The 25,983-nt window shown below is 61.4% G+C and carries 29 protein-coding genes; 11 read left to right on the forward strand and 18 right to left on the reverse strand.

All coding sequences use genetic code 11. The features are described 5' to 3' along the window. Positions 1–14: 14 nt before the first annotated feature. Positions 15–545 carry a DUF4136 domain-containing protein gene (locus AC0J1C_RS12835; RefSeq protein WP_375192127.1) on the reverse strand — a complete coding sequence of 177 codons (531 nt, stop codon included), beginning with the start codon at positions 543–545 and terminating at the stop codon, positions 15–17. 78 nt (positions 546–623) lie between these two features. Beyond that, a complete protein-coding gene (locus AC0J1C_RS12840; protein ID WP_473044210.1) occupies positions 624–1,229 on the reverse strand; it encodes an IMPACT family protein in 606 nt (201 codons plus the stop codon). 12 nt (positions 1,230–1,241) lie between these two features. On the opposite strand from AC0J1C_RS12840, the gene AC0J1C_RS12845 reads away from it, so the two are divergent. Next, positions 1,242–1,442, forward strand: a complete 201-nt coding sequence (locus AC0J1C_RS12845; protein ID WP_473044211.1) for a hypothetical protein — start codon at positions 1,242–1,244, stop codon at positions 1,440–1,442. Here AC0J1C_RS12845 and AC0J1C_RS12850 read toward each other — a convergent pair. Together AC0J1C_RS12850 and AC0J1C_RS12855 are read right to left on the reverse strand one after the other, a co-directional pair. Next, positions 1,398–2,720, reverse strand: a complete 1,323-nt coding sequence (locus tag AC0J1C_RS12850) for a sensor histidine kinase (RefSeq protein WP_473044212.1) — start codon at positions 2,718–2,720, stop codon at positions 1,398–1,400. The genes AC0J1C_RS12845 and AC0J1C_RS12850 overlap by 45 nt on opposite strands. Beyond that, positions 2,717–3,403 carry a response regulator transcription factor gene (locus AC0J1C_RS12855; RefSeq protein ID WP_091987025.1) on the reverse strand — a complete coding sequence of 229 codons (687 nt, stop codon included), beginning with the start codon at positions 3,401–3,403 and terminating at the stop codon, positions 2,717–2,719. Before AC0J1C_RS12855 ends, AC0J1C_RS12850 begins: the two co-directional genes overlap by 4 nt. Before the next feature lie 231 nt (positions 3,404–3,634). Here AC0J1C_RS12855 and AC0J1C_RS12860 point away from each other — a divergent pair, with 231 nt between their 5' ends. Both AC0J1C_RS12860 and AC0J1C_RS12865 read left to right on the forward strand, forming a co-directional pair. Continuing rightward, on the forward strand, positions 3,635–4,798 hold the full coding sequence (locus AC0J1C_RS12860) for a GNAT family N-acetyltransferase (protein ID WP_473044213.1): 1,164 nt from the start codon (positions 3,635–3,637) through the stop codon (positions 4,796–4,798). Between the two features lie 48 nt (positions 4,799–4,846). Continuing rightward, positions 4,847–5,512, forward strand: a complete 666-nt coding sequence (locus tag AC0J1C_RS12865; RefSeq protein WP_473044214.1) for a hypothetical protein — start codon at positions 4,847–4,849, stop codon at positions 5,510–5,512. Between the two features lie 27 nt (positions 5,513–5,539). On the opposite strand, the gene AC0J1C_RS12870 is transcribed toward AC0J1C_RS12865, so the two are convergent. From AC0J1C_RS12870 to AC0J1C_RS12880, 3 genes are all read right to left on the reverse strand, one after another. Then, positions 5,540–6,877 carry a nicotinate phosphoribosyltransferase gene (locus tag AC0J1C_RS12870; protein WP_375192121.1) on the reverse strand — a complete coding sequence of 446 codons (1,338 nt, stop codon included), beginning with the start codon at positions 6,875–6,877 and terminating at the stop codon, positions 5,540–5,542. 20 nt (positions 6,878–6,897) lie between these two features. Further along, positions 6,898–7,461: an isochorismatase family protein gene (locus AC0J1C_RS12875; protein WP_473044215.1), complete on the reverse strand. Its 564-nt coding sequence runs from the start codon at positions 7,459–7,461 to the stop codon at positions 6,898–6,900. 67 nt (positions 7,462–7,528) lie between these two features. After that, positions 7,529–7,744, reverse strand: a complete 216-nt coding sequence (locus AC0J1C_RS12880; protein ID WP_091987039.1) for a dodecin — start codon at positions 7,742–7,744, stop codon at positions 7,529–7,531. A 192-nt stretch (positions 7,745–7,936) separates the two neighbouring features. Between AC0J1C_RS12880 and AC0J1C_RS12885 the strand changes: the two genes are divergently transcribed. Next, a complete protein-coding gene (locus tag AC0J1C_RS12885) occupies positions 7,937–8,716 on the forward strand; it encodes a DUF3750 domain-containing protein (RefSeq protein WP_375192119.1) in 780 nt (259 codons plus the stop codon). A 134-nt stretch (positions 8,717–8,850) separates the two neighbouring features. Here AC0J1C_RS12885 and AC0J1C_RS12890 read toward each other — a convergent pair whose 3' ends face one another. From AC0J1C_RS12890 to AC0J1C_RS12900, 3 genes are all read right to left on the reverse strand, one after another. Then, positions 8,851–9,174 carry an AzlD family protein gene (locus AC0J1C_RS12890; RefSeq protein WP_473044216.1) on the reverse strand — a complete coding sequence of 108 codons (324 nt, stop codon included), beginning with the start codon at positions 9,172–9,174 and terminating at the stop codon, positions 8,851–8,853. Further along, a complete protein-coding gene (locus tag AC0J1C_RS12895) occupies positions 9,164–9,889 on the reverse strand; it encodes an AzlC family ABC transporter permease (RefSeq protein ID WP_473044217.1) in 726 nt (241 codons plus the stop codon). The genes AC0J1C_RS12890 and AC0J1C_RS12895 overlap by 11 nt, the downstream gene beginning before the upstream one ends. A 68-nt stretch (positions 9,890–9,957) precedes the next feature. Continuing rightward, positions 9,958–10,500: a hypothetical protein gene (locus AC0J1C_RS12900; RefSeq protein ID WP_375183155.1), complete on the reverse strand. Its 543-nt coding sequence runs from the start codon at positions 10,498–10,500 to the stop codon at positions 9,958–9,960. Positions 10,501–10,827: 327 nt separating this feature from the next. Here AC0J1C_RS12900 and AC0J1C_RS12905 point away from each other — a divergent pair, with 327 nt between their 5' ends. From AC0J1C_RS12905 to AC0J1C_RS12915, 3 genes are all read left to right on the forward strand, one after another. Then, entirely contained in the window at positions 10,828–11,925 is a 1,098-nt protein-coding gene (locus AC0J1C_RS12905; RefSeq protein WP_473044218.1) for a Glu/Leu/Phe/Val family dehydrogenase, read from the forward strand. A 91-nt stretch (positions 11,926–12,016) separates the two neighbouring features. Next, complete coding sequence (locus AC0J1C_RS12910; protein WP_375183157.1) at positions 12,017–13,429, forward strand: sodium-dependent transporter; 1,413 nt, start codon at positions 12,017–12,019, stop codon at positions 13,427–13,429. A 174-nt stretch (positions 13,430–13,603) separates the two neighbouring features. Continuing rightward, positions 13,604–14,431 (forward strand): metal-dependent hydrolase, encoded by an 828-nt coding sequence (locus tag AC0J1C_RS12915; RefSeq protein ID WP_473044219.1) that lies wholly within the window; start codon positions 13,604–13,606, stop codon positions 14,429–14,431. A gap of 4 nt (positions 14,432–14,435) precedes the next feature. Here AC0J1C_RS12915 and AC0J1C_RS12920 read toward each other — a convergent pair whose 3' ends face one another. The 4 genes from AC0J1C_RS12920 to AC0J1C_RS12935 all read right to left on the reverse strand — a co-directional run bounded on the left by AC0J1C_RS12920 (position 14,436) and on the right by AC0J1C_RS12935 (position 18,415). Beyond that, positions 14,436–15,338 (reverse strand): NAD-dependent protein deacetylase, encoded by a 903-nt coding sequence (locus AC0J1C_RS12920; RefSeq protein ID WP_473044220.1) that lies wholly within the window; start codon positions 15,336–15,338, stop codon positions 14,436–14,438. A 14-nt stretch (positions 15,339–15,352) separates the two neighbouring features. After that, entirely contained in the window at positions 15,353–16,084 is a 732-nt protein-coding gene (locus tag AC0J1C_RS12925) for a polyamine aminopropyltransferase (RefSeq protein WP_473044221.1), read from the reverse strand. 4 nt (positions 16,085–16,088) lie between these two features. Next, positions 16,089–16,649: a DUF1415 domain-containing protein gene (locus AC0J1C_RS12930; protein WP_473044222.1), complete on the reverse strand. Its 561-nt coding sequence runs from the start codon at positions 16,647–16,649 to the stop codon at positions 16,089–16,091. Between the two features lie 179 nt (positions 16,650–16,828). Beyond that, entirely contained in the window at positions 16,829–18,415 is a 1,587-nt protein-coding gene (locus AC0J1C_RS12935; RefSeq protein WP_473044223.1) for an ABC-F family ATPase, read from the reverse strand. 203 nt (positions 18,416–18,618) lie between these two features. Between AC0J1C_RS12935 and AC0J1C_RS12940 the strand changes: the two genes are divergently transcribed. Then, positions 18,619–18,897 carry a peptidylprolyl isomerase gene (locus AC0J1C_RS12940; protein ID WP_008939100.1) on the forward strand — a complete coding sequence of 93 codons (279 nt, stop codon included), beginning with the start codon at positions 18,619–18,621 and terminating at the stop codon, positions 18,895–18,897. Continuing rightward, positions 18,897–19,880: a VanZ family protein gene (locus AC0J1C_RS12945; protein WP_473044224.1), complete on the forward strand. Its 984-nt coding sequence runs from the start codon at positions 18,897–18,899 to the stop codon at positions 19,878–19,880. The genes AC0J1C_RS12940 and AC0J1C_RS12945 overlap by 1 nt, the downstream gene beginning before the upstream one ends. Here AC0J1C_RS12945 and AC0J1C_RS12950 read toward each other — a convergent pair. Further along, positions 19,840–21,033, reverse strand: coding sequence for a M24 family metallopeptidase (locus tag AC0J1C_RS12950; protein WP_473044225.1), 1,194 nt, complete (start codon positions 21,031–21,033; stop codon positions 19,840–19,842). The genes AC0J1C_RS12945 and AC0J1C_RS12950 overlap by 41 nt on opposite strands. Before the next feature lie 106 nt (positions 21,034–21,139). Next, complete coding sequence (locus tag AC0J1C_RS12955; RefSeq protein WP_473044226.1) at positions 21,140–21,976, reverse strand: DUF2059 domain-containing protein; 837 nt, start codon at positions 21,974–21,976, stop codon at positions 21,140–21,142. A 90-nt stretch (positions 21,977–22,066) separates the two neighbouring features. On the opposite strand from AC0J1C_RS12955, the gene AC0J1C_RS12960 reads away from it, so the two are divergent. After that, positions 22,067–22,786: a transglycosylase SLT domain-containing protein gene (locus tag AC0J1C_RS12960; protein ID WP_473044227.1), complete on the forward strand. Its 720-nt coding sequence runs from the start codon at positions 22,067–22,069 to the stop codon at positions 22,784–22,786. A gap of 3 nt (positions 22,787–22,789) precedes the next feature. Here AC0J1C_RS12960 and AC0J1C_RS12965 read toward each other — a convergent pair whose 3' ends face one another. Continuing rightward, on the reverse strand, positions 22,790–23,689 hold the full coding sequence (locus AC0J1C_RS12965; RefSeq protein WP_375192204.1) for a LysR family transcriptional regulator: 900 nt from the start codon (positions 23,687–23,689) through the stop codon (positions 22,790–22,792). Between the two features lie 129 nt (positions 23,690–23,818). Here AC0J1C_RS12965 and AC0J1C_RS12970 point away from each other — a divergent pair, with 129 nt between their 5' ends. Further along, positions 23,819–24,013: a hypothetical protein gene (locus AC0J1C_RS12970; RefSeq protein WP_375192205.1), complete on the forward strand. Its 195-nt coding sequence runs from the start codon at positions 23,819–23,821 to the stop codon at positions 24,011–24,013. Positions 24,014–24,126: 113 nt separating this feature from the next. On the opposite strand, the gene AC0J1C_RS12975 is transcribed toward AC0J1C_RS12970, so the two are convergent. Then, a complete protein-coding gene (locus AC0J1C_RS12975) occupies positions 24,127–25,809 on the reverse strand; it encodes an AMP-binding protein (RefSeq protein ID WP_473044228.1) in 1,683 nt (560 codons plus the stop codon). Positions 25,810–25,983: the final 174 nt, after the last annotated feature.

The raw sequence follows: 25,983 nt of genomic DNA on the forward strand, positions 1-25,983 counted from the left end.
GTTTGCCTGGTGCTTCAATCCAGGCCGGGAGGATACTTGCTGAACATCTCGGCGACCACCTCATCGATCAACTTCCGCCGGGTTTCGGGCGACTGATCCTCGTTCAGGTAACGGCGACTGGCCGCGCGCCAGACCACGTTCTTGGTTTCGCTGTCTGCCAGCTCCACCACCAGCTTGCCTTCCTCAACCTCACGCACGGGTGGCGGTGCCGACAGGGCCCAGCCGAAATTGCCACGGCCGAAACCAAATCCAAGGCCAAGCCCGGTCTGCTCCAGGCGTTCTTCGGTGACGATCTGCCAGTTCACCAGCAGGTCGGCTTCGGCAGCCGGCACCTTGCGGAGGGCCTTGCGGTTTAATTCCCGTTCAATGGCCTGCTGTATCCGGCTGCCATCCAGTGACGTGAAAGAAGAGGAACTCTGGTTATCCGCGAAAGCCCAGGAAGAATAATTCCCGAACACCACAGAGGAGTTGTAATCGGTCACCACGTTGCTGGCACAACCGGTCATCGCGATCGCGCACATTGTCAGTATCAGAAAACGCATCATGTTGTCTGTCCTCGCTCGTGCCTGTTGCTTTTTCCCACTATACGCCCTGACAACGCAGGGCGATGCCCCCGGGATCCGTCACCTTGCCAAACTGTAATCAAGCTTTTGCCCATGACAGAAGTCGGCGAAAGCGTCCTGCAGGTGTTCCGGCACCCGAACCCTGGCGTGCACCGGCTCGCCATACTCAACCGACTCCACAGTTGCTCCGTGCATGTCGCACCAATGCCTCAGGGGTTGTTCATCGGCAAACGTCAGGGTCACCCCAAGCTCCAGCATGGGCGTCTGAACCACCCGGTCAACGGCTGACAGTACTGCCTCCGCAGCGCCGGCATAGGCTCTCACCAATCCGCCGGCACCCAGTTTGATGCCTCCGAAATAGCGGATCACCATTACCAGGACATCCCCCATGTCTTTATGCTGGATGACCCCCAGGATGGGTTTGCCGGCCGTACCGCTGGGCTCGCCGTCGTCGTTCATGGCTGCCTCGGCCGCGGAGCCAGGACGGCCAATCTGATAGGCCCAGCAGACATGCCGTGCATCGGGATGGTCCCGGTGCGCCTGCTCCAGCCAGCCTTTCACCTCGTCCCGCGAACCAACGGGCACGACCCGGGCGATGAAACGGCTTTTCTTCACTTCCGTTTCCCGCTCAAGGTATCCTGCGGGCACGGGGTAATCTTTTTTCATGGACAACGACCTATGGCCTCCGAAGACGAATACAACGCACCGGGAACCGCACAGCCGGCAAAGCTTCGCAAGGCGGCCTGCGGCATCCGTTTTGACGAGGACGAGCTGCAGGAGGGCATCGACTTTTCCGGCGCCGTGGAATTAAAGCCCTGCGATCAGCCACCCGCATCAACCACCTGCGAAGAACACCGGAAGCCGAAGCGTCACCTTTAGGCCACCCCACTGCCCGGCCTCCACATCAATCTGCCCGTCATGGGCAGACACAATATCCCGGGCGATCGCCAGCCCAAGCCCCCAGCCCTTGCCGCCACGAGACTTGTCGGCCCGATAGAAGGGTTCAAACAGATGGCCCAGCAGCTCCCGCGGTACGCCCGGACCCTCGTCATCGAACGCCAGCGCCAGCCAGCCGTCTGCCACCGACACATCCAAATGGACCACCTTGCCCGGTGGCGTATGGTCCAGCGCGTTCTGCAGGATGTTGTCTATGGCCCGCCGCAGCAGCCCTTCATCGCCCAGCACAGAGGTACCCGATGATTCCGGCGAGACCACCAGCTGACAATCCACGCCCCGCTGCTCGGCATAGTCAGCCGCATCCCGCAGCACCTGGTTGACCACCTGGACCGGTCGCAGCGGTTGCCGCTCGATATCGCCGCCGGCCTCGGTTACCCGGTACAGAGTCAGGATTTGCCCGGTCATGGTTTCCAGACGCTCGTTCTGGCGCAGAATGCTGGCCAACAACTCCTCGTCAGGACCTGAGTCACTGGCCAGTTCAATGGCCACGCGTTGCCGCGCCAGGGGGGTACGGAGATCGTGGGAGATGTCCCTGAGTAGGTGTTTCTGCCGCTCCAGCAGACTGCAGAGCTGCTCTGTCATGGCGTTGAAGGCCGCCGCCAGTTGCCCGACCTCGTCCCGGCGCCGGGCGATGTCTTCGCTGACTCTGAGTTTATTGTCCCCTCGGGCAATCGCCCGGGCCGTGGTTTCCATGTGCCGCAGAGGGCGCGAGACCATGCGGGCAATCCACCAGCACGCCAGGGAAATCATGACGAAGGCCAGCCCGAACTCGATGGCCCGGAAGAATCGTGGATTCAACCAGCCCGGCCCCTGCACCCGTGGCCAGGCGACCAGGCGGTACCCTTGCCCGACCTCAAGGACAGCCGGCTTCTGGGGATACCAGCCAGACTCCATGCGGTCACGAATGAACGAGGGCAGCTTGCCATCATGTTCGTCCTGGTCAATCAGAACCAGATGCAGCTCCAGGCGCTCGCCCTCGGCCTTCAGGAAACGCCAGGCCTCGCCGCGGTCTCCCGCTTCCCGGATGGCAATGGCCTGCTCGGCCAGCCCGCGCAGACCCGCCTGGCGCTCAATGGCCTGGCGTTCCTGGTCCAGCAGCATGCGGGTGGCGAGATTGCTGGCGACTACCGTTACCGCCATGGCCAGCCAGATGGACAGGAAGATGCGCCAGAACAGGGGAAAAATAACGCGTCGTTTCATTCCGGCACCCGATAGCTGTAGCCGAGCCCGCGCACAGTTTCAATCCGGGGCGGTTCGTCGCTCCCGAGCTTGCGGCGCAGGTTGCTGATGTGCATATCCAGAGTGCGATCATAGGCCTCCAGCCGCCGGCCAAGAGCCCACTGCATAAGGTCGGTCTTGCGCACCACGCTTCCGGCGTGCGCCAACAGCACCTGCAACACCTCATACTCGGTTGCGGTCAGGTCCATCGGCTCGTTGTTCTGGTAGATGCGTCGATGGGCCGGTTCCACGCGCAGGTCGCCGTAGGTGCGGGTGGCATCGACTTCTGCCTTCTGGTCCCAGGCAATCCGGCGCAACAGCGCCTGGAGTCTTGCCACCAGCTCCCGGGGATTACAGGGCTTGGGAATGTAATCGTCGGCCCCCACTTCAAAGCCGACAATCCGATCGGTTTCGTCACCCCGCGCTGTCAGCAGGACCACCGGCAGGTGTGTCCGGGCCCGGAGATCACGCAGCACGTCCAGTCCACTGATATCCGGCAGCATGATGTCCAGAACCACAATGTCGCAATCCTGGCCCAAAGCCAGTGCCAGGCCGTCTCGCCCGTTGGCGGCTTCGCGGACGGTGAACCCCTGGTTGGTGAGGTAGCGGGCCAGCAGCTCCCGGAGCTCGGCGTCATCCTCAACCAGCAATACCCTGCTCTGCATCCTCTCTCTCCCACACTGCGGGGCACCAGACCCGGCCCCACGCCTCGCTGCCTGAAGTCTAACACGCCGGCGGTGGTCTCCGGCGCGGCCGTCCAATCCATTTGCAGAACCTTTACACTGCCGTTCATCACCCCGCCAACAACACCCAAACCAACTTTGCTACCGGCCGGGATGATCAGAGCGCGGGTTTTGACGTAAGGTATCAGGACGATCAAGGAGTCTTGCCCTGCCATGCCCGCACACACAGACCATGCCCTTACCCTGGAAACCTGCAAAAGCATCCACGACATACCGCCTCAGGACTGGCAACGCCTGTCGGGCCAAGGCAACCCTTTCCTGCGCTATGAGTTTCTCCGGGCACTCGAGGACTCCGGCTGTACCACGGCAGCCACCGGCTGGGCGCCCAGCCACCTGGTGTTCCGCAGGGCCGGACGGATAGTGGGGGTGGCTCCCGCCTACCTGAAAAGCCACTCCATGGGCGAGTACGTGTTCGACTGGGCCTGGGCCGATGCCTATCAGCGCCACGGTCTGGATTACTATCCGAAGCTGCTGATAGCCATACCCTTCACGCCCTCCACTGGCCCCCGACTGTTGCTGGAGCCGGCGCTGCGCGGTCAGCTCACGCCGGAACAGCTGCACAACCTGCTGGGCACCCTGACCGAACAGCTGGGAGCCCATTCCTGGCATTTGCTGTTCCCGAATGACGCCGACCAGCGGCTACTGGCATACGACCCGGCTCTGCACCGGATCGGCTGTCAGTTCCACTGGCACAACCACGGCTACCGCGGGTTCGACGACTTCCTGGCCGCCCTCACCTCCCGCAAACGCAAGTCCATCCGCAAGGAGCGCCGGCAGGTGGCCGAACAGGGCATCACCTTCGCCCGGTTCTCCGGCCGGGATATCCCGGATAACGTACTGGCGGCCTTTCATGTGTTCTACCAGGCCACCTACCTGAAGCGGGGGCAGCGGGCGTACCTGAACAGGTCGTTTTTCGAACAGTTGCGTGAGCAGTTGCCAGAGCACCTGCACCTGATCATGGCGGTTCGGGACGGCGAGATGATCGCCGGTGCCCTGTTCCTCGCGGGCGAAACCACCCTTTACGGCCGCTACTGGGGCTGCCTGGACGAATACAACCACCTGCACTTCGAAACCTGTTATTACCAGGGCATCGAGCTGGCGCTCTCGCTAGGCCTGGACCACATAGACGCCGGCGCCCAGGGCGAACACAAACTGGTGCGGGGATTCGAGCCGGTTATTACCCATTCCTGGCACGGCATTCTTCACCCCGCTTTCCGGGACGCCATCGGGAACTTCACGCGGGAGGAAGCCGACCATGTGCGGGCCTACTTCGAGGACGCCCGATCGGTCCTGCCTTTTCGGCAGCCAGCGCCGTAGCTTCTATACTGAAAGACCGGAACCGGAACGGAAAGAGGGTCCGACAATATGGAAACCGAGCCCCTGGGCGGCCTGCTCGCAGCGGGTCAGCTCCCGCTTCTGATGGCAGGAGCGGCCCTGGTGATTGCACTGATTACCCTGGCGATGATCTCGGGCGCGCGCCGACGCCATGAGCAACGACTGGATGCCCTGCGGGAACGATCCGACACGCTCTGGCGGGAGGTGGACGACCTGCGAGTGGCCCAGTTCAACCACGGCCCGGAGGCAGCCAGCAACGGCGGAGCCAATCCGCTGCATCAGGCGCACTACCGCACCGAAATGGATGCCTACGGCAAGATCTGGCCCCAGGTGTGGCACCTGCACGAACGATTGGGACTGTTCCTGCGGGCCGTGGAGTCTGGCGAAGCCGCCGGAGAGCTGAGACTGGAGGCACGCAATGCGGCCCTTGAGGCCAGGAATCTGCTCAACCGCAATCGTCCCTTTTGTCACGAGGCGGTGGACGAACTGGTAACCCGGTTGATCGATACCGAGATCAAGGCCCATCTTGCCGCCTGTCAGTACCTCGACCTGCTCAAGGACGTCAACAGCGCCTCTTCAAGCCACGACCGACGCGTCCTGCAGGACAAATGCCACACATTGCACGAGGGCGAAGCCCGGGATCACATGAATCAACTGGTGTCCGCCATCCGGCAACGGGCCATCCGCCAGTCCTGAGCCAGCCGCTGCCTGTGGCCAGGCGGATCAGAGACTCACTTTTTTGAGGGTGTCGGCCTGCAACCGACGCAGGTAATCACTGAACGACACCGGATGGGGCCTGGCCGGCTCAAGGCCACGGAGCTCCGGCGCAAGGGCGTTGATGGCCCGGGAAGCGGATTGCACCTGGTTATCCAGGGACGCAATGGCACCGGGGGTCAGTTCTCCCGCTTCCAGAACCGGCTTGAGCAGCGGTTCACCGTCAAAGATTTCATGGGCGCCGGCAATGATGTCACCGGTTGCCGTTCCATCGGCATCGTATTGACGGAACACCTGCTTCTCACCGGGCCAGGAGGTCTTGCCGGAGGAATTCTTCATTCTGGGCCTGCCCGCGTACTCGGTGAGTTTGTAGGCCAGCTCCAGGGCGGGAACGTCGCTGGCGGCACCAATAGCCGTACCAACGCCAAAGCCATCGATGGGAGCGCCCTTTTCCCTCAGGGCGGCAATACGGTATTCGTCGAGACCGCCGCTCACCAGAATCTTGATCCGGTGGAATCCGGCGTCGTCGAGAATTTTCCGGCAATCCACGGCTTCCTCGCCCAGATCTCCTGAGTCCAGGCGGATGGCCGCGATGTCCACATCCGGTTCCTGCTGGAGCCACTCTACAATTCGCCCCACCGCCCGGCGGGAATCGTAGGTATCCACGAGCAGTGTGGTGCCGGGGTATAGCTTCGCGTAAACCCGGAAGGCCGCCATCTCCTCGTCGTGGGACTGGACAAAACTGTGGGCCATGGTGCCGCTGACAGGCATTCCGAAGTCCAGGCCCGCCAGGACATTACTGGTTCCGGACAACCCGGCCAGTCGGTAGGCGCGCACGCCCCGGTGCGCCGAATCCAGCCCATGCATTCGGCGCATGCCGAAATCCACCACCGGGCAATCCCCGGCGGCAAACCTCACGCGCACCGCCTTTGATGCCAGAACCGACTCCAGATGCACGTAGTTCATCACCAGGCTCTCGAGCAGCTGCGCTTCCGCCACAGGTGCCCTCACCTCAAGAAACGGCTCCTGGGGAAAGAGCGGCGTGCCTTCATCGACCGCCCGGATAGTCCCGCTGAAACGAAAACCGGCGAGCCACTCGAGAAACTCTGGTTCAAACCGGTCAAGTTCCCGCAACCGGTCGATGTGGTCCCGGGTGAACCGCAGGTCCCGGATTACCTCCGCGACCCGCTGCTGGCCGCAGGCGAGTATGAAATTGCGATGCTCCGGCAGCTCCCGGAAAAACAGACTGAAAACAGCCTCGTCCGCCATGCCCTCCGACCAATAGGCCTGGGCCATAGCCAACTCGTAAAGATCCACCATCAGGGCAAGATCTTGCTGCCGAATCATCTGAATCCTCCTTTGGCCAGTCAGTGAACCGATGCGCCCGCCAGCTGGAGCTCTTCGAGAATATCCTGCGCCTCTTCGGGCTTTGCAGCCCGGGTGCCTGCCTCGAACAGTTCGACCGAGAAGCCCTTGTCGAGGGCGTCCAGCACCGTGGCGCGGACACAGACATCCAGCGCCAGGCCCACAATGGTCAGGTGCCGGATACCGCGCCGGCTGAGGAAATTACCGAGTTGCGTGCCATCAAAAGCAGAGTAGGCGTCGGTATCAAAGCCGGTGCCCTTGCTCACCCGGATCGCGTCGTCGGGCAGTAAAAGCTCCGGATGAAACTTCGCGGCCGGGGTGTCCTGAATGCAGTGGGGCGGCCAGGGCCCACCACGGGCCTCGAAACTGGCGTGATCCACCGTATGCCAGTCCCGGCTGGCGATTATGGTCTGCCCGGCCGCCTGCGCTTTGGAAATCAGCTTGTTGACCGGGGGCAGGATGTCGCTGGCATCGGGAACAGCCAGGCTGCCCCCTTCACAGAAGTCGTTCTGTATGTCCACCAGCAACAGGGCGGAATGTTCAATCCTGTGCTGTTCTTTAGCCATGTCACATCTCCTTGGGGCTCCACGGTTCAGAACATCGGTTGTGGCCTACTGGTGTCCAGTCTGGTTACTAGCTGTCGGCAATACGGAAACCGATCTTGAGCACTACCTGGTAGTGGCCCACCTTGCCGTTCACAATGTGGCCCCGGGTCTCGGTGACTTCAAACCACTCCATGTTCTTCACGCTCTTGCCACATTCGGCCAGAGCGTTTTCAATGGCGTCTTCGATCCCGGTTTTCGATGAGCCGACAATTTCCACTTTCTTGTAGACGTGATGGTCTGACATAGAAGCCTCCAAAAAACGGTTGCCTGTACCCTTGAGCCTAGAAGACAAGCCAGCAGGCAGCAAACCAGGGCCCCGGGGCTCACGCTCATCGGCACGGGGCAGGCTCACGTATCTCAGATCGATTCATTCATGCCGGGGGAACTCCCCAGTGTTCACCGGGTCCCATGGGTTTGCCTTTTTTGGACAGGATTAATGAAGCCACTGCTGAAATACACCGGCTGGATGCTGGGCGCCATCCTGCTGCTACTCTCCGGGCCGCTGCTTCTCGCCGCCAGCGGCACGCTCCACGGTGCAGAAAGCTGGCATACCGCAACCCGGGAAAGCGCCGGCATCGCGCCTCTGCCCTCGGAAGCCGAGGAAGCGATCATCCAGATCTACGGGGCCCGGGCGTGGAGCTGGCGAGGGTACTTTGCCGTCCATACCTGGATCGCCACCAAGGAAAAGGGTGCCAGCCACTACCGGGTACATGAAGTCACCGGCTGGCGGAACTACGTGGTGAATTCTCGCCCGGGTGAGCCCGACCGGCACTGGTATGGCGCCCGGCCGGAGCTGTACGCGGATATCCGGGGCGAAGAGGCCGAGAAACTGATTCCGCAGATCTATCAGGCGGTCGAATCCTACCCCTACCCGACCGAATACGAAGCCTGGCCCGGCCCCAACAGCAACACCTTCGTGGCCTGGGTCATTCGGGAAGTGGAGGGTCTGGATGTGGCCCTGCCGAACCATGCCATTGGCAAGGATTACCTTGGCGACCAGATTGTTGCGGAAGTGCCCGGCGGTACCGGCTACCAGGTCTCGCTCGGTGGCTATTTCGGCCTTCTCGCCGGCCTCCGGGAAGGCATTGAAGTGAACCTTCTAGGGCTCTCGTTCGGTATCAATCCCCTGGCCCTTGGCGTCAAGCTTCCTGGCATCGGCGAACTCGCCCTGAGAAACACCAATCCAATGCCTGAGCCTACGCCCGCTGCGCAGTAACCAGACGGCCCGGGCAGGGGCAAGGCTCCCAAAAAACGCTGTGAATACATCCGTGTACGCTTGGCTCCGCCATCCATGGCTCCGCACATTTTTGGGAGCCTTGCCCCCGCCCGGACCTGCCTCGGAGTTAACCGCTAAAAACTGGCAACCCCCAGGTAGCGAACCGCCCCGGCAGCAGCTATGCCGGCGGCGATGGCCGGCAGGGGTTTGCGCAGGGCCAGCATGATAACCGCGGTCACCACCAGGGCGGCCACCGCGCCGGCATCGCCACTGAACGCCAGCGGCACGATGATAGCAATCAGCACCGAGCTGGCCATGGTATTGATAAAACTCTCGATCCGGGGATTGATCTTCACGAACGACATGATGAAAACGCCGCCGAAACGGGTGGCCAGCGTAACCAGCGTCATGATGGCGATCAGCAGGAGAATGCCGCTGGTCGTGGTTTCAATGGTCATGGCGATCCCCTGGCGGTTTGTCCAGCCAGAAGAATCCGATCACACCGCCGGCCAGGGCGCCCACCACCACGTGAGTGTTCGCCGGCAGCCAATTCCAGGCCGCCAGCGACGCCAGAGCGGCAACGGTCCAGGCCACCAGCACTCTGGGAGATTTCTTGCCGCCAAGGGCCATGGCCAGCAGGAAGCAGCCCAACACCATATCCAGGCCCAGGGCTTTCGGGTTCTGTAGCAGGCCGCCAAAGTAGACGCCCAGGCCGGTGCCCAGTATCCACGCCAGCCAGAGGGCCAGGCCACCGCCGAGAATCACTTCCAGGTTGCGACGACCGCTCTGGTATTCCTGGGCCGAAACCGCCCAGTTGGCGTCCGTCAGCAATAGCAGCAGCCCGTAGCGTTTACCCGGGGAGACCTCCCGGAGCATCGGGTACAGCGAAGCGCCCATGAGCAGATGGCGGGAATTGATGGCAAACACGACGGCCATCATCGGCAGCAGGGCTACCTCGGCGCCCCACATATCCACGGCAGCAAACTGGGAGGCGCCGGCAAAGACAGTGGCGCTCATCAGCATCGCCTGCAGAGGCTCGAGGCCCTTCTGGGTCGCCGCCAATCCGAACGCAGCACCAAACGCCACCACGAACAACGAGATGGGAAGCAGCCGGAAAAATTCTACCCGTACCCGGGCCGGCTGAAGCTGATAAGGATAGGAAGCGACAGACATCCGGGGAAACTAGGCCAGTTTCCCCGGTACGCGTATAGGTAGTTCCCGAAGAAACCACCGGCCTGCGACTAATGGACGACGTGAACGCGTCCGTCGCCAGCAGCGAAGGGGTTGTTGAAGCTGCTGCCCGCACCCTGGAGTCTGGCTTCCGGATGGTTCCTGGCCATCAACTCCTTCATCTCGTCCATGTCCGCTTTGGGCACGTCCACCATCACCAGGTGGCGACCCGCCTCGATATCGCCATGGAACTTGCGGATGCGGTAGTTCACGGTACTGATACCGCCGAATCCACCAAGCCAGCCGCCGGCGATAATGGCAAAGGCGCCGATCGCGACAAATGCCGACACCGGCCAGCCCAGATCGCCCCAAAGCGCGAGCGGCGCCACAAAGAACAGAGCGAAGAGCGCGCCTATGATCATGCCGCGCTCAACGAAGCGGGGCAGATCGGTACGGTCGAGTACGCTGGCCGAGTGCAGCCGATGCGTGTAAAGGCCGGCCTCGTCCTTGCTGACAATATGGAACCGCCAATCGGTGATTCCACGTTGGTGCAGGTCGTTGGAGATGTCCTCCAGACTGTCGATGGAGTCCACCAGATAGAAAAGGCGTTTCATGATGTGCCTCCTCTCAGGAAACTGAGTGTCACTGACACACCTTGATTATAAATCACTCAACCAGGGTAACCCCATGATTGGTGGAAACGTTTCACGATAAGCCAGCACCTGATATGACACTGATGTCTAATCGTTCGCTTTTGCATGTTGACGTTAACGTTAAATGCAGCTAGTTTGACGCTGTCCGGTCCCACAAGGGCATCATTCCAAGGGCGATCCCCATCGGAATAGCGGACACCTGAAATCGGAACGCCGGCCACAAGCCGGTCGACAAGAACAAGACACCCGCTCATGCCGAGATCCGGTCAAGTGGGGGAGGATTTCACCATGCTCTTCAGCCATCCCGAGTTCGATAACCACGAACATCTGTCCTTTTTCTGCGATCCCGAAACCGGGCTCAAGGCCATCGTCGCCATTCATAACACCTCGCGGGGGCCTGCCCTCGGCGGCTGCCGGATGTTTCCCTACGCTTCCGATGAGGAAGCCCTGCGCGACGTGCTGCGCCTGTCCCGTGGTATGACCTACAAATCGGCCCTCGCCAACCTCGACCTGGGCGGCGGCAAGTCCGTGATCATTGGCGACCCGCGCAAGCACAAGACCGAGGCCATGATGGAAGCCATGGGGCGCCATCTGGAGCGCTTGGGCGGCCAGTACATCGCCGCCGAAGATTCAGGCACCAGCGTACCTGACCTCAAGGTGATGGGCCGGCACACCCGGCACGTTGCAGGCATCGCCTCACGCACCGGTTTTGATGGCAACCCCAGCAACGGCGATCCGTCGCCGGCAACCGCCTATGGCACGTTCATTGGCCTGAAGGCCGCCGTGAAGCACAAACTGGGACGCAATGATCTGAAAGGCCTGAAGGTGGCCGTCCAGGGCATTGGCAACGTCGGTTTCCGGCTGGCAAAACACCTGGCCGAGGCCGGCGCAGAGCTGTGGGTTTATGACATCCACGAGGACAACATGCGCCGGGCCGTGGACCAGCTTGGCGCCCGACCGGCCAGCGCCGAGGACATCCTGTTCCTGCCGGTGGACGTGGTGGCGCCGTGTGCCATGGGTGCGGTCCTGAACGACAACAGTATTCCCCAACTGCAGGCGGGCATCATCGCCGGCGCTGCCAACAACCTGCTGGAGCACCCGGAGCACGACGCCATGCTGCGGGACCGGGGCATTCTCTATGCGCCGGACTTTGCCATCAACGCCGGTGGCATCATCGATGTGTTCTACGAGCGCACCGGAGCCACTCCAGAGACGGTTCGCGCCCACGTGGATACCATCGGCGACACCCTGACCGAAATCTTCAACCGTTCCGACCGCCTGGCGCGCCCGACCGGGGAAATCGCCAACGAACTGGCCGAAGAACGGTTCCAGAAGCACACCGCCGGAGCCGGGCTGGCGCCCGATCCGCTGGCCCGCGCCGGCTGATTACAGACCGGCGCACCACTGCGGGGGCAGACACCCTCTTCTGCCCCCTCACCAACCCCTGACACAACAACAAGTATTCCAGGAGATCTGTATGTCTGTTACTTCCTCAGATTCCGCGAGCTATTCCGGGGCCCTCGAAGGCGCCAATGCCAAGCGCGGGCTCTGGTCGTCACGTCTTGCTTTTATCCTTGCCGCCACCGGCTCCGCCGTCGGCCTTGGCAATATCTGGAAATTTCCGTATGTGACCGGTGAGAATGGCGGCGGCGCCTTCGTTCTGGTGTACCTGCTGTGTATTGCCGTCATCGGTATTCCCATCATGATGGCGGAGGTCATGATCGGGCGCCGGGGCGGCCGCAGCCCGGTCAAGAGTCTGAGCCTGATTGCCGAGCGGGACGGACTGAAGCCGGCCTGGAAGCTGGTGGGCGCCCTCGGCATTCTGGCGGGCTTCCTGATTCTCTCGTTCTATTCCGTGATCGGTGGCTGGGCCATTTCCTACGTGGGCACAACCGCCAGCGGCCAGCTTGCGGGCCAGTCCGCGGACGCCGTCGGTGCCATTTTCTCCGGCCTGCTTGGCGACCCGGCCACTCTGCTCGCCTGGCACACCCTGTTCATGGCCCTGGTGATGGTCGTGGTGATGCGCGGCGTCCGGTCAGGCCTTGAACGGGCCGTCAGCATCCTGATGCCGGCCCTGTTTGTGCTGCTACTGATTGTGGTCGGCTATGCCATGACCACCGGCCATTTCGGACAGGCCGCAGCGTTCCTGTTCCAGCCGGACTTCTCCAAGCTCACGACCTCCGGCATTCTGGTGGCCCTGGGCCACGCCTTCTTCACCCTGAGTCTGGGTATGGCGGTCATGATGGCTTACGGCTCCTATCTGCCCAAGAAGATTTCCATTGCCCGCACATCCATCACCGTATCGATCATTGACACTGGCGTGGCGCTGCTGGCCGGCCTGGCGATCTTTCCGATTGTGTTTGCCAATGGCCTTGAACCCGGCGCAGGCCCCGGCCTGATCTTCCAGACCCTGCCACTGGCCTTCGGCCAGATGCCCATGGGCTCGCTGTTCGGCACCCTGTTCTTCGTGTTGCTGATTTTTGCTGCCTGGACCTCGGGTATCTCCCTGCTGGAACCGATCGTGGAATGGCTGGAGGAGCGCCAGGGCCTGAACCGCACGGTCAGTACACTGGGCGCAGGCTTCGTGTGCTGGGCACTGGGGATTGCCTCGATCCTGTCTCTGAACCTGTGGAGCGATTTCGCGCCCCTGGGCTTTATCCCCATGCTCGAAGGCAAGACCATTTTCGACTTGCTGGACTTCTTCACCGCCAACATCATGTTGCCGCTGGGTGGATTGCTGGTCGCGCTCTTTGCCGGCTGGATCATGTCGCGGGAGGCCATGGAACAGGAACTTTCGCTGTCGCCCGGCATGTTCAACCTGTGGTTCGTAACCCTTCGGTTCATCACTCCGGTCGCCGTAGCCGTGGTGTTCATTTACAACCTGGTTTGAGCCGTTTGCCGATGGGGTGGCCCTGCCGCCTCATCGGCTCCCTTCCTGACCATTTCAGACCCTCCCGATTGCCTGCCGGCTACGGACAACCATCTGTCCCCTTCTAACCGGACAAATTCCAGTGAAGCCCCGTAATGTCTGTCTGTGAGTCATTCAGTGATCGAGGCTTTTATCATGTCAGCAGTAACCGCGTCTTTTCCCGTTCGCCGCCAGGACTTCGGCTTTGAGAATGTTCCCCGTCACTGGGTGGACAACGACCCGTTCATGACCCATCTCTTCAACGCGCTATCGGCACTCTTTCCGGATGGTGAGCGCTATTTCGTGGCCAGCGTCCGCGCGGTGCGGGACAAGGTACAGGACCCCCAGCTGCAAAAGGACATCAGCGCCTTTATCGGCCAGGAGGCCATGCACGCCAAGGAACACGGCCACTTCAACGAAGGCGCCATCAACCACGGCTTTGATATCAAAAAACTGGAGCGGTGGACCCGGGGCTTTCTATCGGTGAAAGACCTGCCCCTGCTCAGCAGCAAGCGTGTTCACCTGGCCGGCACCGTGGCCCTGGAGCACTTCACTGGCATCCTGTCGGCGCAGCTGCTCAGGCGCGAGGACCTGGTGGAGGCCATCGACCCCACCATGCGCACGCTCTGGGCCTGGCACTGTATTGAAGAGAATGAACACAAGGCGGTGGCCTTCGACACTTACCAGCAGGTTTACGGCAAGGGTGCCGCCGATTACGCCATTCGCATGGGCACCATGGCACTGGCCACGGTTCTGGTGATGGTGGCCATCCACGCGTTCATCGCCGAGCTGATGCGCGAGGACGGAGAGCTGGCCAACCTGAAATCCTGGGCCAGGGGTCTGAACCACCTGTGGGGCCGCCAGGGCATGTTTACCGCCATCATCCCCGAGTATCTGGACTACTTCCGCCCGGATTTCCACCCCTGGCAGCACGACACCAACTTGCTGCTGCGTAAGTGGCGCAAGACCCTGGGTTTTGCCTGAACCCTCAGAGCTGATCGAGTGCGGCCTGAAGCGTCTCGCCAATGCGGCTGTTGAGTTTCAGGTCCACCAGTTCCTCGGCCCTTGTGCGGCCGAGGTTCAGGGTGGCCATGGGTTTGCCCCACTCCTTGCCGTAACGGCAGAAGCGAAATCCGGAATAGACCATCAGTGACGAGCCGATCACCAGCAGCCCGTCACTGGCTTTCAGGGCATCCAGGGCCGCGTTAACGCGTTGTCTGGGCACGAAATCACCGAAGAAAACCACGTCCGGCTTGAGAATTCCCCGGCATTTCGGGCAACCGGCCACCCGAAAATCGGAGAAATCCACGTCCAGATCGGCGTCGCCATCCGGCGCGGTGGTGGCGGTGTAATGCCGGAATCCAGGGTTGAGGTCTGCGCATCGATCATGAACCTCGTCACGCGGGCATCGGTAGCCGCAGCTCATGCACAGTACCTCATCGGCACGACCATGCAGGTCCAGCACCGCCCGGGTGCCGGCTTTCTGGTGCAGCCGGTCGACGTTCTGGGTCACCACCAGGCTGCTGTGATTCAGCAGCTCCAGGTCAGCGATGTGAAAATGCGAAGGGTTGGGCGTGGCATTGCGCATCACCGGCCAGCCGATCAGGCTCCTGCCCCAGTAGCGCTGGCGGGTCTGCGTATCCTCCATGAACGCCCGGTGCTGAACCGGCTGTTTGCGCTTCCAGGCGCCATCGCCATCCCGGTAATCGGGAATGCCAGAGTCGGTGCTGACGCCAGCACCGGTCAGAATCATCAGCCGCGGGTGTCGGTGAATGAATTCCGCCAGCATGGCACCAGCGACCTCCGGCTCGTGGACCACCGGCGGCGTATCCGTCTCCGGCAAGCGCTGATCTGTACTGAAGGGTCGGCTACGGTGTGTGGTGACAGGCATACAGACTCCGGTTTTCAGCCCGATTTGCGGGCCACATACACGGTGTTGAACGATTCCCTGTTCTGGAACGGATTGAAAAAGGATACGACATGGCAGGCGACATCGGTAAACACCGCCCGCAGCACGGCCATGAACTCCGCATCCTCGCCCTCGTTGGACCACATCGCAAACACGCCCCGGGGCTTGATTTGCCGGGCCATCAGGCGGAGATTGGGCTCGGTGTAGAAGCTGGCACTGGAATCGTGCAGCAAGGCCCGGGGCGAGTGGTCGATGTCCAGCAGAATGGCGTCGAATTGCTTGCCGGGATTCTCCGGATCAAAGCCGCCGGTCTCCGGATCAGCCACGGCCAGGTCGAAGAAGCTGCCATGCACATAGCGGCTGCGCGGATCAGCGTTCAGGTCCTTGCCCAGGGGCACCTGCTCCGCCTGGTGCCAGCCAATAACGGGTTCAAGGTATTCAACCACCAGCAGCTCCTCCAGGCGAGGTTCCCGCAAGGCCGCCACCGCGGTGTAACCCAGGCCAAGACCACCCACGACTACCCGCAGGTCCTCGCCCTCGGTTTCCGCCAGCCCGATGTCGGCAAGGGCCACTTCGGCATCCACGAACATGCTGGACATGAGAAATTCCTCGCCCAGTTTCACCTCATAGATGTCCCTGTCCCCAATCGCCGGAATCCGGCGCCGGCGCAGCGTGATCTCACCGATCACAGAAGGCTGACTGTCAATTTGTTCGAAAAGCAATCCCATCTGTTCAGACCTCAGGCGCTGATTCGCCAAGACACGAACGCAGAATACTCCGCATCTTCTCCGCGCCCAATTCATCCATCAACTCGATGTTTCTTCGGGGTATTCCATCCACATCCGGGTAACGATCAATCGCCGCCTCCAGACTGGCTTCCCTCAACAGATGCAGCATGGGAAACGGTGACCGATTGGTGTAGTTCTCCGCGGAATCCGGCTCGGTACCCTCAAACCGGTATTCCGGATGGAAACTGGCAATCTGGTAAACGCCGTCCATCTCCAGGTACGCCAACAAGCCATCTGCCGCATCCAGGAACTCATTGTAGGGACCGAACGCCTGCAATACACCCGGATGAATCAAAAGGGTGGTCTCGATCTCCGGTTCGTCTTGCAGCCGCTGAAGTTCCGAGTGCAACGCCTGCAGCAGCCCGTCCTCGGTTTCCGCATCCGACACAACAAAGCGCACACGGCTCCGCATCAGCTCCCGCTTGGCAAACGGGCAAAGGTTGTAGCCGACAACAACGTCTTCGACCCATTTGCGGGTTGCGCTGATAATCTCTGTCTCACCCATGCTCTTGAGGTTTCCTTGATTCATTTGAAGGCCGCTCAGAAGTACGAGCGGCCGGGCGGGGCTGGCTTCACAAAACTGTGCGGAGCCATGGATGGCGGAGCTCAAGCGTCACATGGACGTGCCGAAGGAGCGGGTTTTGGGAAGCCAGCCCCGCCCGGCCGCCGCCCCGAGGTCAAAACTTAAAGATACCCCTGGCTCCGAAGGTAATCATCGTAGGACCCACTGAAATCGGTAACACCATCAGCCTTTAATTCGATGATCCGCGTCGCCAGCGAAGAAACAAACTCCCGATCGTGACTCACGAAAATCAGTGTCCCCGGATAGTTCTCCAGCGCCAGGTTCAGCGCCTCGATGGATTCCATGTCCAGGTGGTTGGTGGGCTCGTCCATCAGCATCACGTTGGGCTTCTGCAGGATCAGCTTGCCGAACAGCATGCGGCCCTGCTCACCACCCGAGATCACCCGCACGGACTTTCCGATGTCGTCGCCCGAGAACAGCATCCGCCCCAGGGTGCCGCGCACCAGCTGCTCGCCACCCTTGGTCCACTGGGCCATCCAGTCGGTCAGGGTTTCGTCGTCGGCGAAGTCCGCGGTGTGGTCCTGCGCGAAATAGCCCACTTCCGCGCTGTCGGTCCATTTCACCTCGCCGCTGTCCGGCGCATATGCGCCGGCAAGGCATTGCAGCAGTGTGGTCTTGCCGATGCCGTTGGGGCCAATGATGGCGACACGCTCGCCGGCTTCGATCTGGAAGTTCAGCTTCGACAGCACACACTCCTCGCCGAAGCCCTTGTAGAGATCTTTCACGGTCACGGCCTGGCGGTGCAGCTTCTTGCCCTGCTCGAACCGGATGAACGGACTCACCCGGCTGGAGGGTTTCACCTCCTCCAGCTGGATCTTGTCGATCTGGCGGGCCCGGGAAGTAGCCTGCTTGGCCTTGGAGGCGTTGGCCGAGAAGCGGCTGACGAACTGCTGCAACTCGGCAATCTGTGCCTTCTTCTTGGCGTTGTCCGCCAGCATGCGTTCACGGGCCTGGGTCGCAGCTGTCATGTATTCGTCGTAATTACCCGGAAACAGGCGCAGCTCGCCGTAATCCAGGTCCGCCATGTGGGTACACACGCTGTTCAGGAAATGACGGTCGTGGGAGATGATAATCATGGTGCTGTTGCGGGCCACCAGGATGTTTTCCAGCCAGCGGATGGTGTTGATATCCAGGTGGTTGGTGGGCTCGTCCAACAGCAGCACGTCCGGATCGGAGAACAGGGCCTGGGCGAGCAGCACCCGCAGTTTCCAGCCCGGCGCCAGGGCACTCATGGGACCGTTGTGCTGCTCTAGCGGGATATCCAGGCCCAGCAGCAACTCGCCGGCCCGGGATTCAGCGGTGAAACCGTCCATCTCGGCGAACTGCACTTCCAGGTCGGCCACGGCCATGCCGTCTTCCTCGCTCATCTCCGGCAGGGAGTAGATGCGGTCCCGTTCTTTCTTGACATTCCACAGCTCTTCATGGCCCATGATCACGGTATCAATCACCGAGCAGTCCTCGAAGGCGAACTGATCCTGGCGCAGTTTACCCAGGCGGGTGTTGGGCTCGAGCATGACCTGGCCGGCCGAGGGCTCAAGATCGCCACCGAGGATTTTCATCAGTGTGGACTTGCCGCAGCCGTTAGCCCCGATCAAACCGTAGCGGTTGCCGTTGCCGAATTTGGCGGAGACGTTCTCAAACAGGGGCTTGGCCCCGAACTGCATGGTGATGTTGGCGGTGGAGATCAAGAAGCAAACCTGTCGATGTGGGGCCAGCGAGGCGCCGGCGAAACGAAAGCCGGCATTGTACAGGTTTGCCGGGCTCACCGTGAGGCCGCAGAAACACGGATAAAAAGCGCTTGCCTCCGGCGAGCTGTGCGGGCAGCATTCCGGTTCTGATCATCCCATTAACCCGAACACAGGCCCATTCAGCCGAACCAAGGAGAATCAACATGGCTCAGGCAACAGCACGCCACATTCTGGTGGACAGCGAAGCGAAATGTGAAGAACTCAAGAAGGCCATCGAAGGCGGTCAGGATTTTGCGGAAGTGGCAAAGCAGCACTCCTCCTGCCCGTCAGGCCGCAACGGCGGCGACCTGGGCTCCTTCGGCCCGGGACAGATGGTGCCCGAATTCGACAAGGCCGTATTCAACAGTGAGCTCAACACCGTAATCGGCCCGATCAAGACCCAGTTCGGCTACCATCTGCTGGAAGTCACCAGCCGCAGCTGATGGTCTCTGACCCTCCGGCGCAAGCGCCGGAACCCGGCCGGCGGCTGTCGTTGCTGGCCGGGTTCGCCTCTCTGCTGATTGCCCCCTTTCTGTTTATCGGCGGCCCGGACTGGGCTTCGGGGCCCCTTCTCAAATCGGCCTGGAATCTTGGCCACCTTGTTCTTTTCGCGCTGCTGACTCTGGCCATTCGCCCATGGCGCTGGCTCGGGGGCTGGCGGCTCTGGATTGCGGTCACCGCACTGCTGCTTGGGCTCGGATTAGTCATCGAACTGATTCAATCCAGCCATGGTCGCGACCTCGACGGCCACGATCTGCTACGCAATCTTATTGGCAGCTGGTTGGTTCTGGCCGGGCGGCCACTGCTGTACCAGGGAGCGCCCGCTACCCCGCGTGAGCGCCTGATGGCCGGCATCGTCGCGCTGCTACTGTGCCTCGAGCTTGGCGCCACCGGCGTGGTTGCGGCGCGCCAATGGCAGGTCCATCAACAACTGCCGCTACTGTATGATTTTGGCCGGGACAACCCCGCCCCCTTCTGGGGCGGCAACCCCGTGCTCTCCCGGCAACACACCGGCGAGCACCCCTACAGTCTGCGACTGGACCTGGGCACGGCGCTATGCTCCGGAGTCACACTCCACAACCTGCCATCGGACTGGAGCGGCTACGACCGGCTGGCCATTACCCTGTTCAACCCCGACCCGGAGTCACTGACAATGACCCTGCGCATCAATGATGTGGCCCATGATCGGGGAACGAACGCCTACGGCGACCGGTTTAACACCCAACTGACGCTGGCGCCGGGACTGAATACCTTCGAACTGGGTCTGCAACAAGTGGCCAATGCCCCGCGGCAGCGGCGCATGGACATGGACCGGATTCGCCGGCTGGGACTGTTTGCGGTGCAACTGCCAGCGCCGCGGTCGGTCTTCCTGGTGGACCTTCGGCTTATCCGGCCACCTGGCCAAGCTGCCACGGATTCTCGGTAAGAGTTTCGGCCCCCTGCCCGGTCACCACAATGGTTTCGCTGCAGCCAATCCCCCACTGGCCGGGAATCCGGAGGCATATCGGCAGGTGGAACACCATGCCGGGCCGGAACTCGACGTTACCCCCACGGGCAATGAACCCCGAGCCCTCCACCCAGGATGGCGGAAACTGCGCGCCCACGGTGTAGCCGAATACCCCTGAGAAGAACACCGAATCCGCCAGCGGCGCCAAAGCCCGCTCGGCTTCCTGGGCGGCGTGATCGAAGCTGACGCCCGGGCGCACAGTGGCCAGCAGACTATCCACAATGCGACGACAGCCGTCGTGGACCCGTTGCATCTCCGCCGACGGCCGGCCGCCGGCGACCACGGTCTGCATCATGGGCGCGGTGTACCGGTGCCAGGCCGCGCCGAACTCCAGGAACACCGGGTCGCCCTCCTCGATGACGGTGCGCCGGTGATTGCAATGAATCACGCTGCTGCGCCTGCCGGTGGTGACAATCGGCTGCATACTCATGAATTCGCTACCCGCTTCCAGCAGGGCGGTGGCGCCCACCGCAGCGATGGCGTTGTCCGTCATGCCGGGGCGAACGGCGGCCACCGCTGCAGCCAGTCCCTCGGCCGTAATACGGGCACTCTCCCGGAGAAAGTCGAGTTCGGCATCGGATTTAACCATCCGCACCTTTTTCAGCAGGCCACCATTGTTCTGGAGCCGGGTCGAAGGCATTCTCGCCCTGAGACCTTCCAGAACGCCCTGGCGCAGTGAGCCGTGCCAAGCATCAATACCCACCGTTTCGATACCGTTGTTGAGCGCCTGCACCAGCGGCTCGAGGACTTCGCCGATCCCCTCCCAACGGTAGCCGACCACCCGGGCCACCCGGGTGGTCACCATGGCCGGACCCATCTCGATGGACGGCACCTGCAGGAGCAGCTCCTCATGGGTCACCACCAGCGCTACGTGCACGGAGACCTCGAAGGTACTGTAGCCGGTAAGATAGAAGATATCGGAGGGGTCGGTCAGCAGCAGCGCCCCGAAATCCTCCCGCACCATCCGGTCGCGGACCCGGGCCAGGCGGTTGGCAAACTCCTGCTCCGGGAACGGGCATTCGTATCCCCGAAGCTGCGAGGACAAGGCGTTCTGATAGGCGTTGAAGTCCATGGCGTTCCCCCGGCCTGGGCTCTGGCGAGTTCCGTAAAGATCTCTCTAGAGCGTGGACCGGATTGGAGGTTTGTTCAAATCCTCCAGCAACGCCAATTGTCTGCCATCACTGGCCGGTTGAGGTCTCCGGCCGCAGCAAGCGGGACATCTGCTGACCAATACTGACGACCGGTTCGGTGATGGCCTGCTGGATGCTGTTCGTCACTACCCGTGAAAACGCCGCACCGGCAGGACTTTCCAGAAACTTCAGATACAGCTCCAGTTCCTGGGCGCCGATATTTTCGTAGGTGTACAGATAACTGTCGTAAACCTGTTGCCCAACCACGCCGCTGAGCATACTACGCTGGCTTTCGATGCGCTGGCGAAGCTGCTCGTGGTTGGCCGAATCGTTGCTGAAGGCGGCCAACGCCGAGGCCAACCCGAGTTGCACGGCAATAGTGGTGTCCACGGCGCTCTCGGTTGCCCGGGCGGCGCGATCAAAGCGGTCAAACATCTCCGCTTTCCGGGTGCCCTTGAACCTCTCGTTGAGCTCCGGGGCGCGAGCCTGGATGGTCTGCCAGGCTTCAGGGGACGAGGCGGCAATTTCTGCGGCCGAGATCTTCCGGGCCACCGGTGTCTGGTACCAGTCGTGTACGGCCTGCAGCTGGGCCGGGGTCAGCTTTTCACCAAGGTCGGCAACAATCTGCTGCTCAATATCGGCGGCGCTGAAGCTGTTACTGACGAGAGTACCGATAGTGCCCGCCACCACCGGTGGCAGCTGGCCGCTCTGTTTCAGTCCCTGGCGGATACCCTGGCTCATCATGGCCGGGTACTGCGCGACAATATCGTCAATCGGTGAAACCGCCAGTACCTGGCGGGCGTCCGGTGCCGCGTGAACGGTGCCTGCGCCTGCAGTGAGCAGAGCGGCGAATAAAAGAGGTTTAACTAGGGGAATGCGCTTCATTTACCTATCATCCGAGACACATTGGTCGTTCCCTTATGCCATGTCGGCCCCGGCTGCGGCAAGCAAACCCGGGGCTACGGAGATGACGGTTTGGTAGGAAAACGGACACAGCCACGCCGGCCAGCGCAACGCCGACGCCGCAACCTGGCGCTCTGGAAGAGCCGGGCCAGGTGGTATGGCCTGCCGTTGCTGGGTTTGCTGATGGGAGTTTGGGCGACACTGCGCTTCAGCCTGCTCGAGCCAGACCCGCCCGCCAACCCGGACAATCTCTGCGACATCTTCCGGGAGCACCCGGTTTGGTATGACTACGCCCGGGATTCCGAACAACGCTGGGGCACGCCCATCGCAACCCAGATGGCCTTCGTCTATTACGAGTCGTCTTTCCGCAGCCATGCCCGTCCGCCGAGAACACAACTCTGGGGTTTCATCCCCTGGACCCGACCAACCACCGCCTATGGCTATGCGCAGGCGCTTGATCCGGCGTGGCGTGAGTACCTGGAAGCGAATGGCGGTGGCTGGTTCACCGTGCGCACCGATATGGAGTACGCGCTCGACTTCGTGGGCTGGTACAACCGCCTCAGCCACGAACAACTGGGGATTCCCTTTTCTTCCCCGCGGCAGCTTTATCTCGCCTACCACGAGGGTCGCGGCGGCTACGCCCGGCGCAGCTTTGAACACAAACCCGCGATAACGGGCCTGGCCAGCCGCGTCCGCAATCGGGCGTTCCGTTACGACAATCAGCTGAAGACCTGTGAGCAGGAATTCCAGTGCTGGCGCTGGTACCAGTTCTGGCCCTTCTGCCAGAGCTGAGGATCAGAAGCCAGAGGAAATTTCGATCTGCGTCTCCAGCGCCTGCAATCGCTCCACCAGGTACTCCATGACAATGCGCACACGGGCCATCTGCTGGGTGTCCTGATTGACATGAAGCCAGAGGTCGACGCTCTCGCCATCCAGGGGATCTGACAGCCGACGGAGCTCCCGGGTGCTTTCCCCCAGGTAACACGGCAGTACCGCAAGGCCCGCACCCGCCCGGGCCAGTGCATGCATCGACTGCAGGCTGTTACAGCGAATGAAGGAGGTCACGTTCTTCAGGTGCTTCCGGTACCACCGGCCGGTGGCCAGGTGGCTGAAGGTTTCATCCGGCACAATCCAGAGTAGGCCCTCCGGGTGGTTTTCCACATCCATGTTCCGGTGGCGACGGCAGAAGCGGGCGGAACCATACACCGCCGACTCAATCGCCGCGATCCGTGTGCCCTCGAGTGTAGCCTGTGGTTTGTTTTCGGGGCGCAGGGTCAGGTCAGCCTCGCGATGGCTCAGGTTGGCCACATCGTTGTCGGTGAGAACTTCCAGCTCGATGTCCGGGAACGACCGTACCAGCTCCGAAAGAATCGGGCTGAGCAGCTCGTTCATCATGGCGTCTTCGGCGGCGAGCCTGACCTTGCCCACGGGCGCGGAATCCTGGCCCACCAGCTTGCGCTCAAGATTCTCCATCTCTATGGCCAGTCTTTCGGCTTCCCGAAAGGCGGTTTCACCCACCGGCGTAAGCTGCAGACCATCCCGGCTTCGCTCAAAAAACTGCACCCCCAGCGACTCTTCCATCTGGTCGAGCCGACGCAGAACTGTGGTTTGGTGCACACCCAGTAATTCTCCGGCTTTGGCCAGCGTTCCGCCTATTGCCAGAGCCCGTATGTATCGAAGATAATCCCAGTCCATAGTTACTGCATATTTGCAACGAGAGTACGGATTTTAACGTATTCAAGCTGCAAATAAGAACCCTTAGAATTGTTGGTAAATTAAAGATAGATCGCTAATCAATCCATCAGATAAAAGGAGGAAGGCGCTATGACTCAGACCCATATCGCAACCGTAAACCCGCTGCCGTCCAGTATCCTCCACAACAGTGCTGAGGTCAGGCGCCAGTACACCCGTCTTGCTGCGAGGCAGGCGGTGCAGTATATCAGCCGCAAGATGCGCAGCTTCAACCGGAAAGCGGTCAGCGTTGCTCCGGACATGACCCAGGTTCAAGGCGGTCACTGAGCCAGCCGACTCAGGTGTCATGGGCGCGGGGACGCGCCGACAGGCAGGCAAGCATAAGGATTTGAAAACGCCGGTGGCGCCCGAGGGCCCCACCGGCGTTTTGCGTTTCAGGCTCAGAACTCCCAGACAACCTTGCGCTTCTGGCTGAACCACTCATCCATCTTGCGGTTGTAGTAGTCCTCGATCACGTTCCGCTTGATCTTCATGGTGGGCGTCAGCATCCCGTTTTCCATGGTCCAGGGCTCGCGTACCACCACCACGAACGCCACCTTTTCGTGGGCCTCGCATTCGGCATTGACCGCGTCCAGCTCCTCCGCCAACTCCTGTTCCAGGGCACCGCGATCGGCGCCGGTTTCCAGCTCATCCCTGGCCTCCTCGGAGAGCAGGACCATCAGGCACGGCTGCGGCTGATTGGCCCCCGCCACACACACCACTTCGGCTTTGGGGTGGTTGAAGCGGTTCTCGATGGGCACCGGCACCACGTATTTGCCCTTCGAGGTCTTGAAGATGTCCTTTACCCGGCCGGTAATCCGAAGCGTGCCGTCCCGATCGATCTCACCCATATCGCCGGTCTTGAGGAAGCCGTCCTCGGTCAGATCCTCTTTGGTCTTCTCTTCGTTCTTGTAGTAGCCGAGCATCTGACCGGGGCTCTTCACCTCGACTTCGCCGTTCTCGGCGATGCGATGCTCCACCCCCGGGTTAGCCATTCCCACGGAACCGGCTCTGGCCTGTCCGGGACGATTGGCATGGGAATAACCAAAGTTCTCCGACATGCCATAGACCTCAAGCAACTCAAGGCCAAGATTCCGGTACCAGTTGACGATCTCCGCCGACAGGGGCGCGGCACCTGTCAGAGCGGCACGGCAATGGTCCAGCCCCAACTGGCGAAGCACTTTCTTTTTAACCAGAGAGCTCACAACGGGCAGGCTGAACAACAGTTTCTGTTTCTTCGGCGGCAGCTTGGCATTGACGCCCAGATAAAACTTCATCCACAGCCGGGGCACGGAGAAGAACAGGGTTGGCCTGGCCCGCTGCAGGTCTTCCTGGAAGGTGTCCAGAGAGTTGGCAAAGTACAGGTGAAAGCCGTAGTAGAGGGATTGGGTTTCTACCGCCGCCCGCTCGGCCACGTGGGCCAGCGGCAGATAGGACAACATGCGCTCGTCGGAAGACACCGGGAACAGCTGCTGCAGGCCATCCGCCACCGAGATCATGGTACGGAAGCTGTGCATGACACCCTTGGGTCGGCCGGTACTGCCGGACGTGTAAACAATGGTGGCGAGCTTGTCAGGATCGGGCAACTTTGGCTCAGCCGGTTCCTGACTCTTGATGATTTCCAGCCATTTCGGCGTGTCGTCCCGGGGAGACATGGGCAGGGAGATGATCGGCAAATCCTCGGGAATATGGCCCTTGATGTCGTTCCAGCCGTCGGCGGTGCCGTCCAGCTTGCCCAGGAACAGCAGCCTGGTCTCACTGTGCTCCAGCACGTAGGCCGCGGTATCGCCATTGAGCGTGGGGTACAACGGCACCGAAACATGGCCTGCCGCCCAGATCGCCAGATCCGCGAGGATCCAGTGGGCGCTGTTCTTGCCAAGGATGCCGATGTTGCTGGACTCCGGCAACTGGAGGCTGTTCAGGTGAGCCGCCATGCGCGACACCTGGTCGGCGGCCTGCTTCCAGGTGATGTCTTCCACCCGACCATCCGCGTAAGGCTGAGTGAGATAAACCCTGTCCGGGGCCTGCTCCGCCCAGTAGTAAAGGCAATGCAAAGACGTCTGCTTGCGGGGATCTACCGCCATACAAGTGCTCCATTCTTGTTGTTGTACTGCTTGTTGTCACGCGCGCCCGCGAGTACAGAAGCGCGCCTTCGAATCGGTTGCCGATCCATACTAGCGGGATTTTCGACCCGCTCAATAGCATTTAGTGCCTTGCCCGTTGGCCAATTTGTCCCCCGTTGAGACCCATCTCTCATA

Source organism: Marinobacter sp. E2, assembly GCF_055755345.1.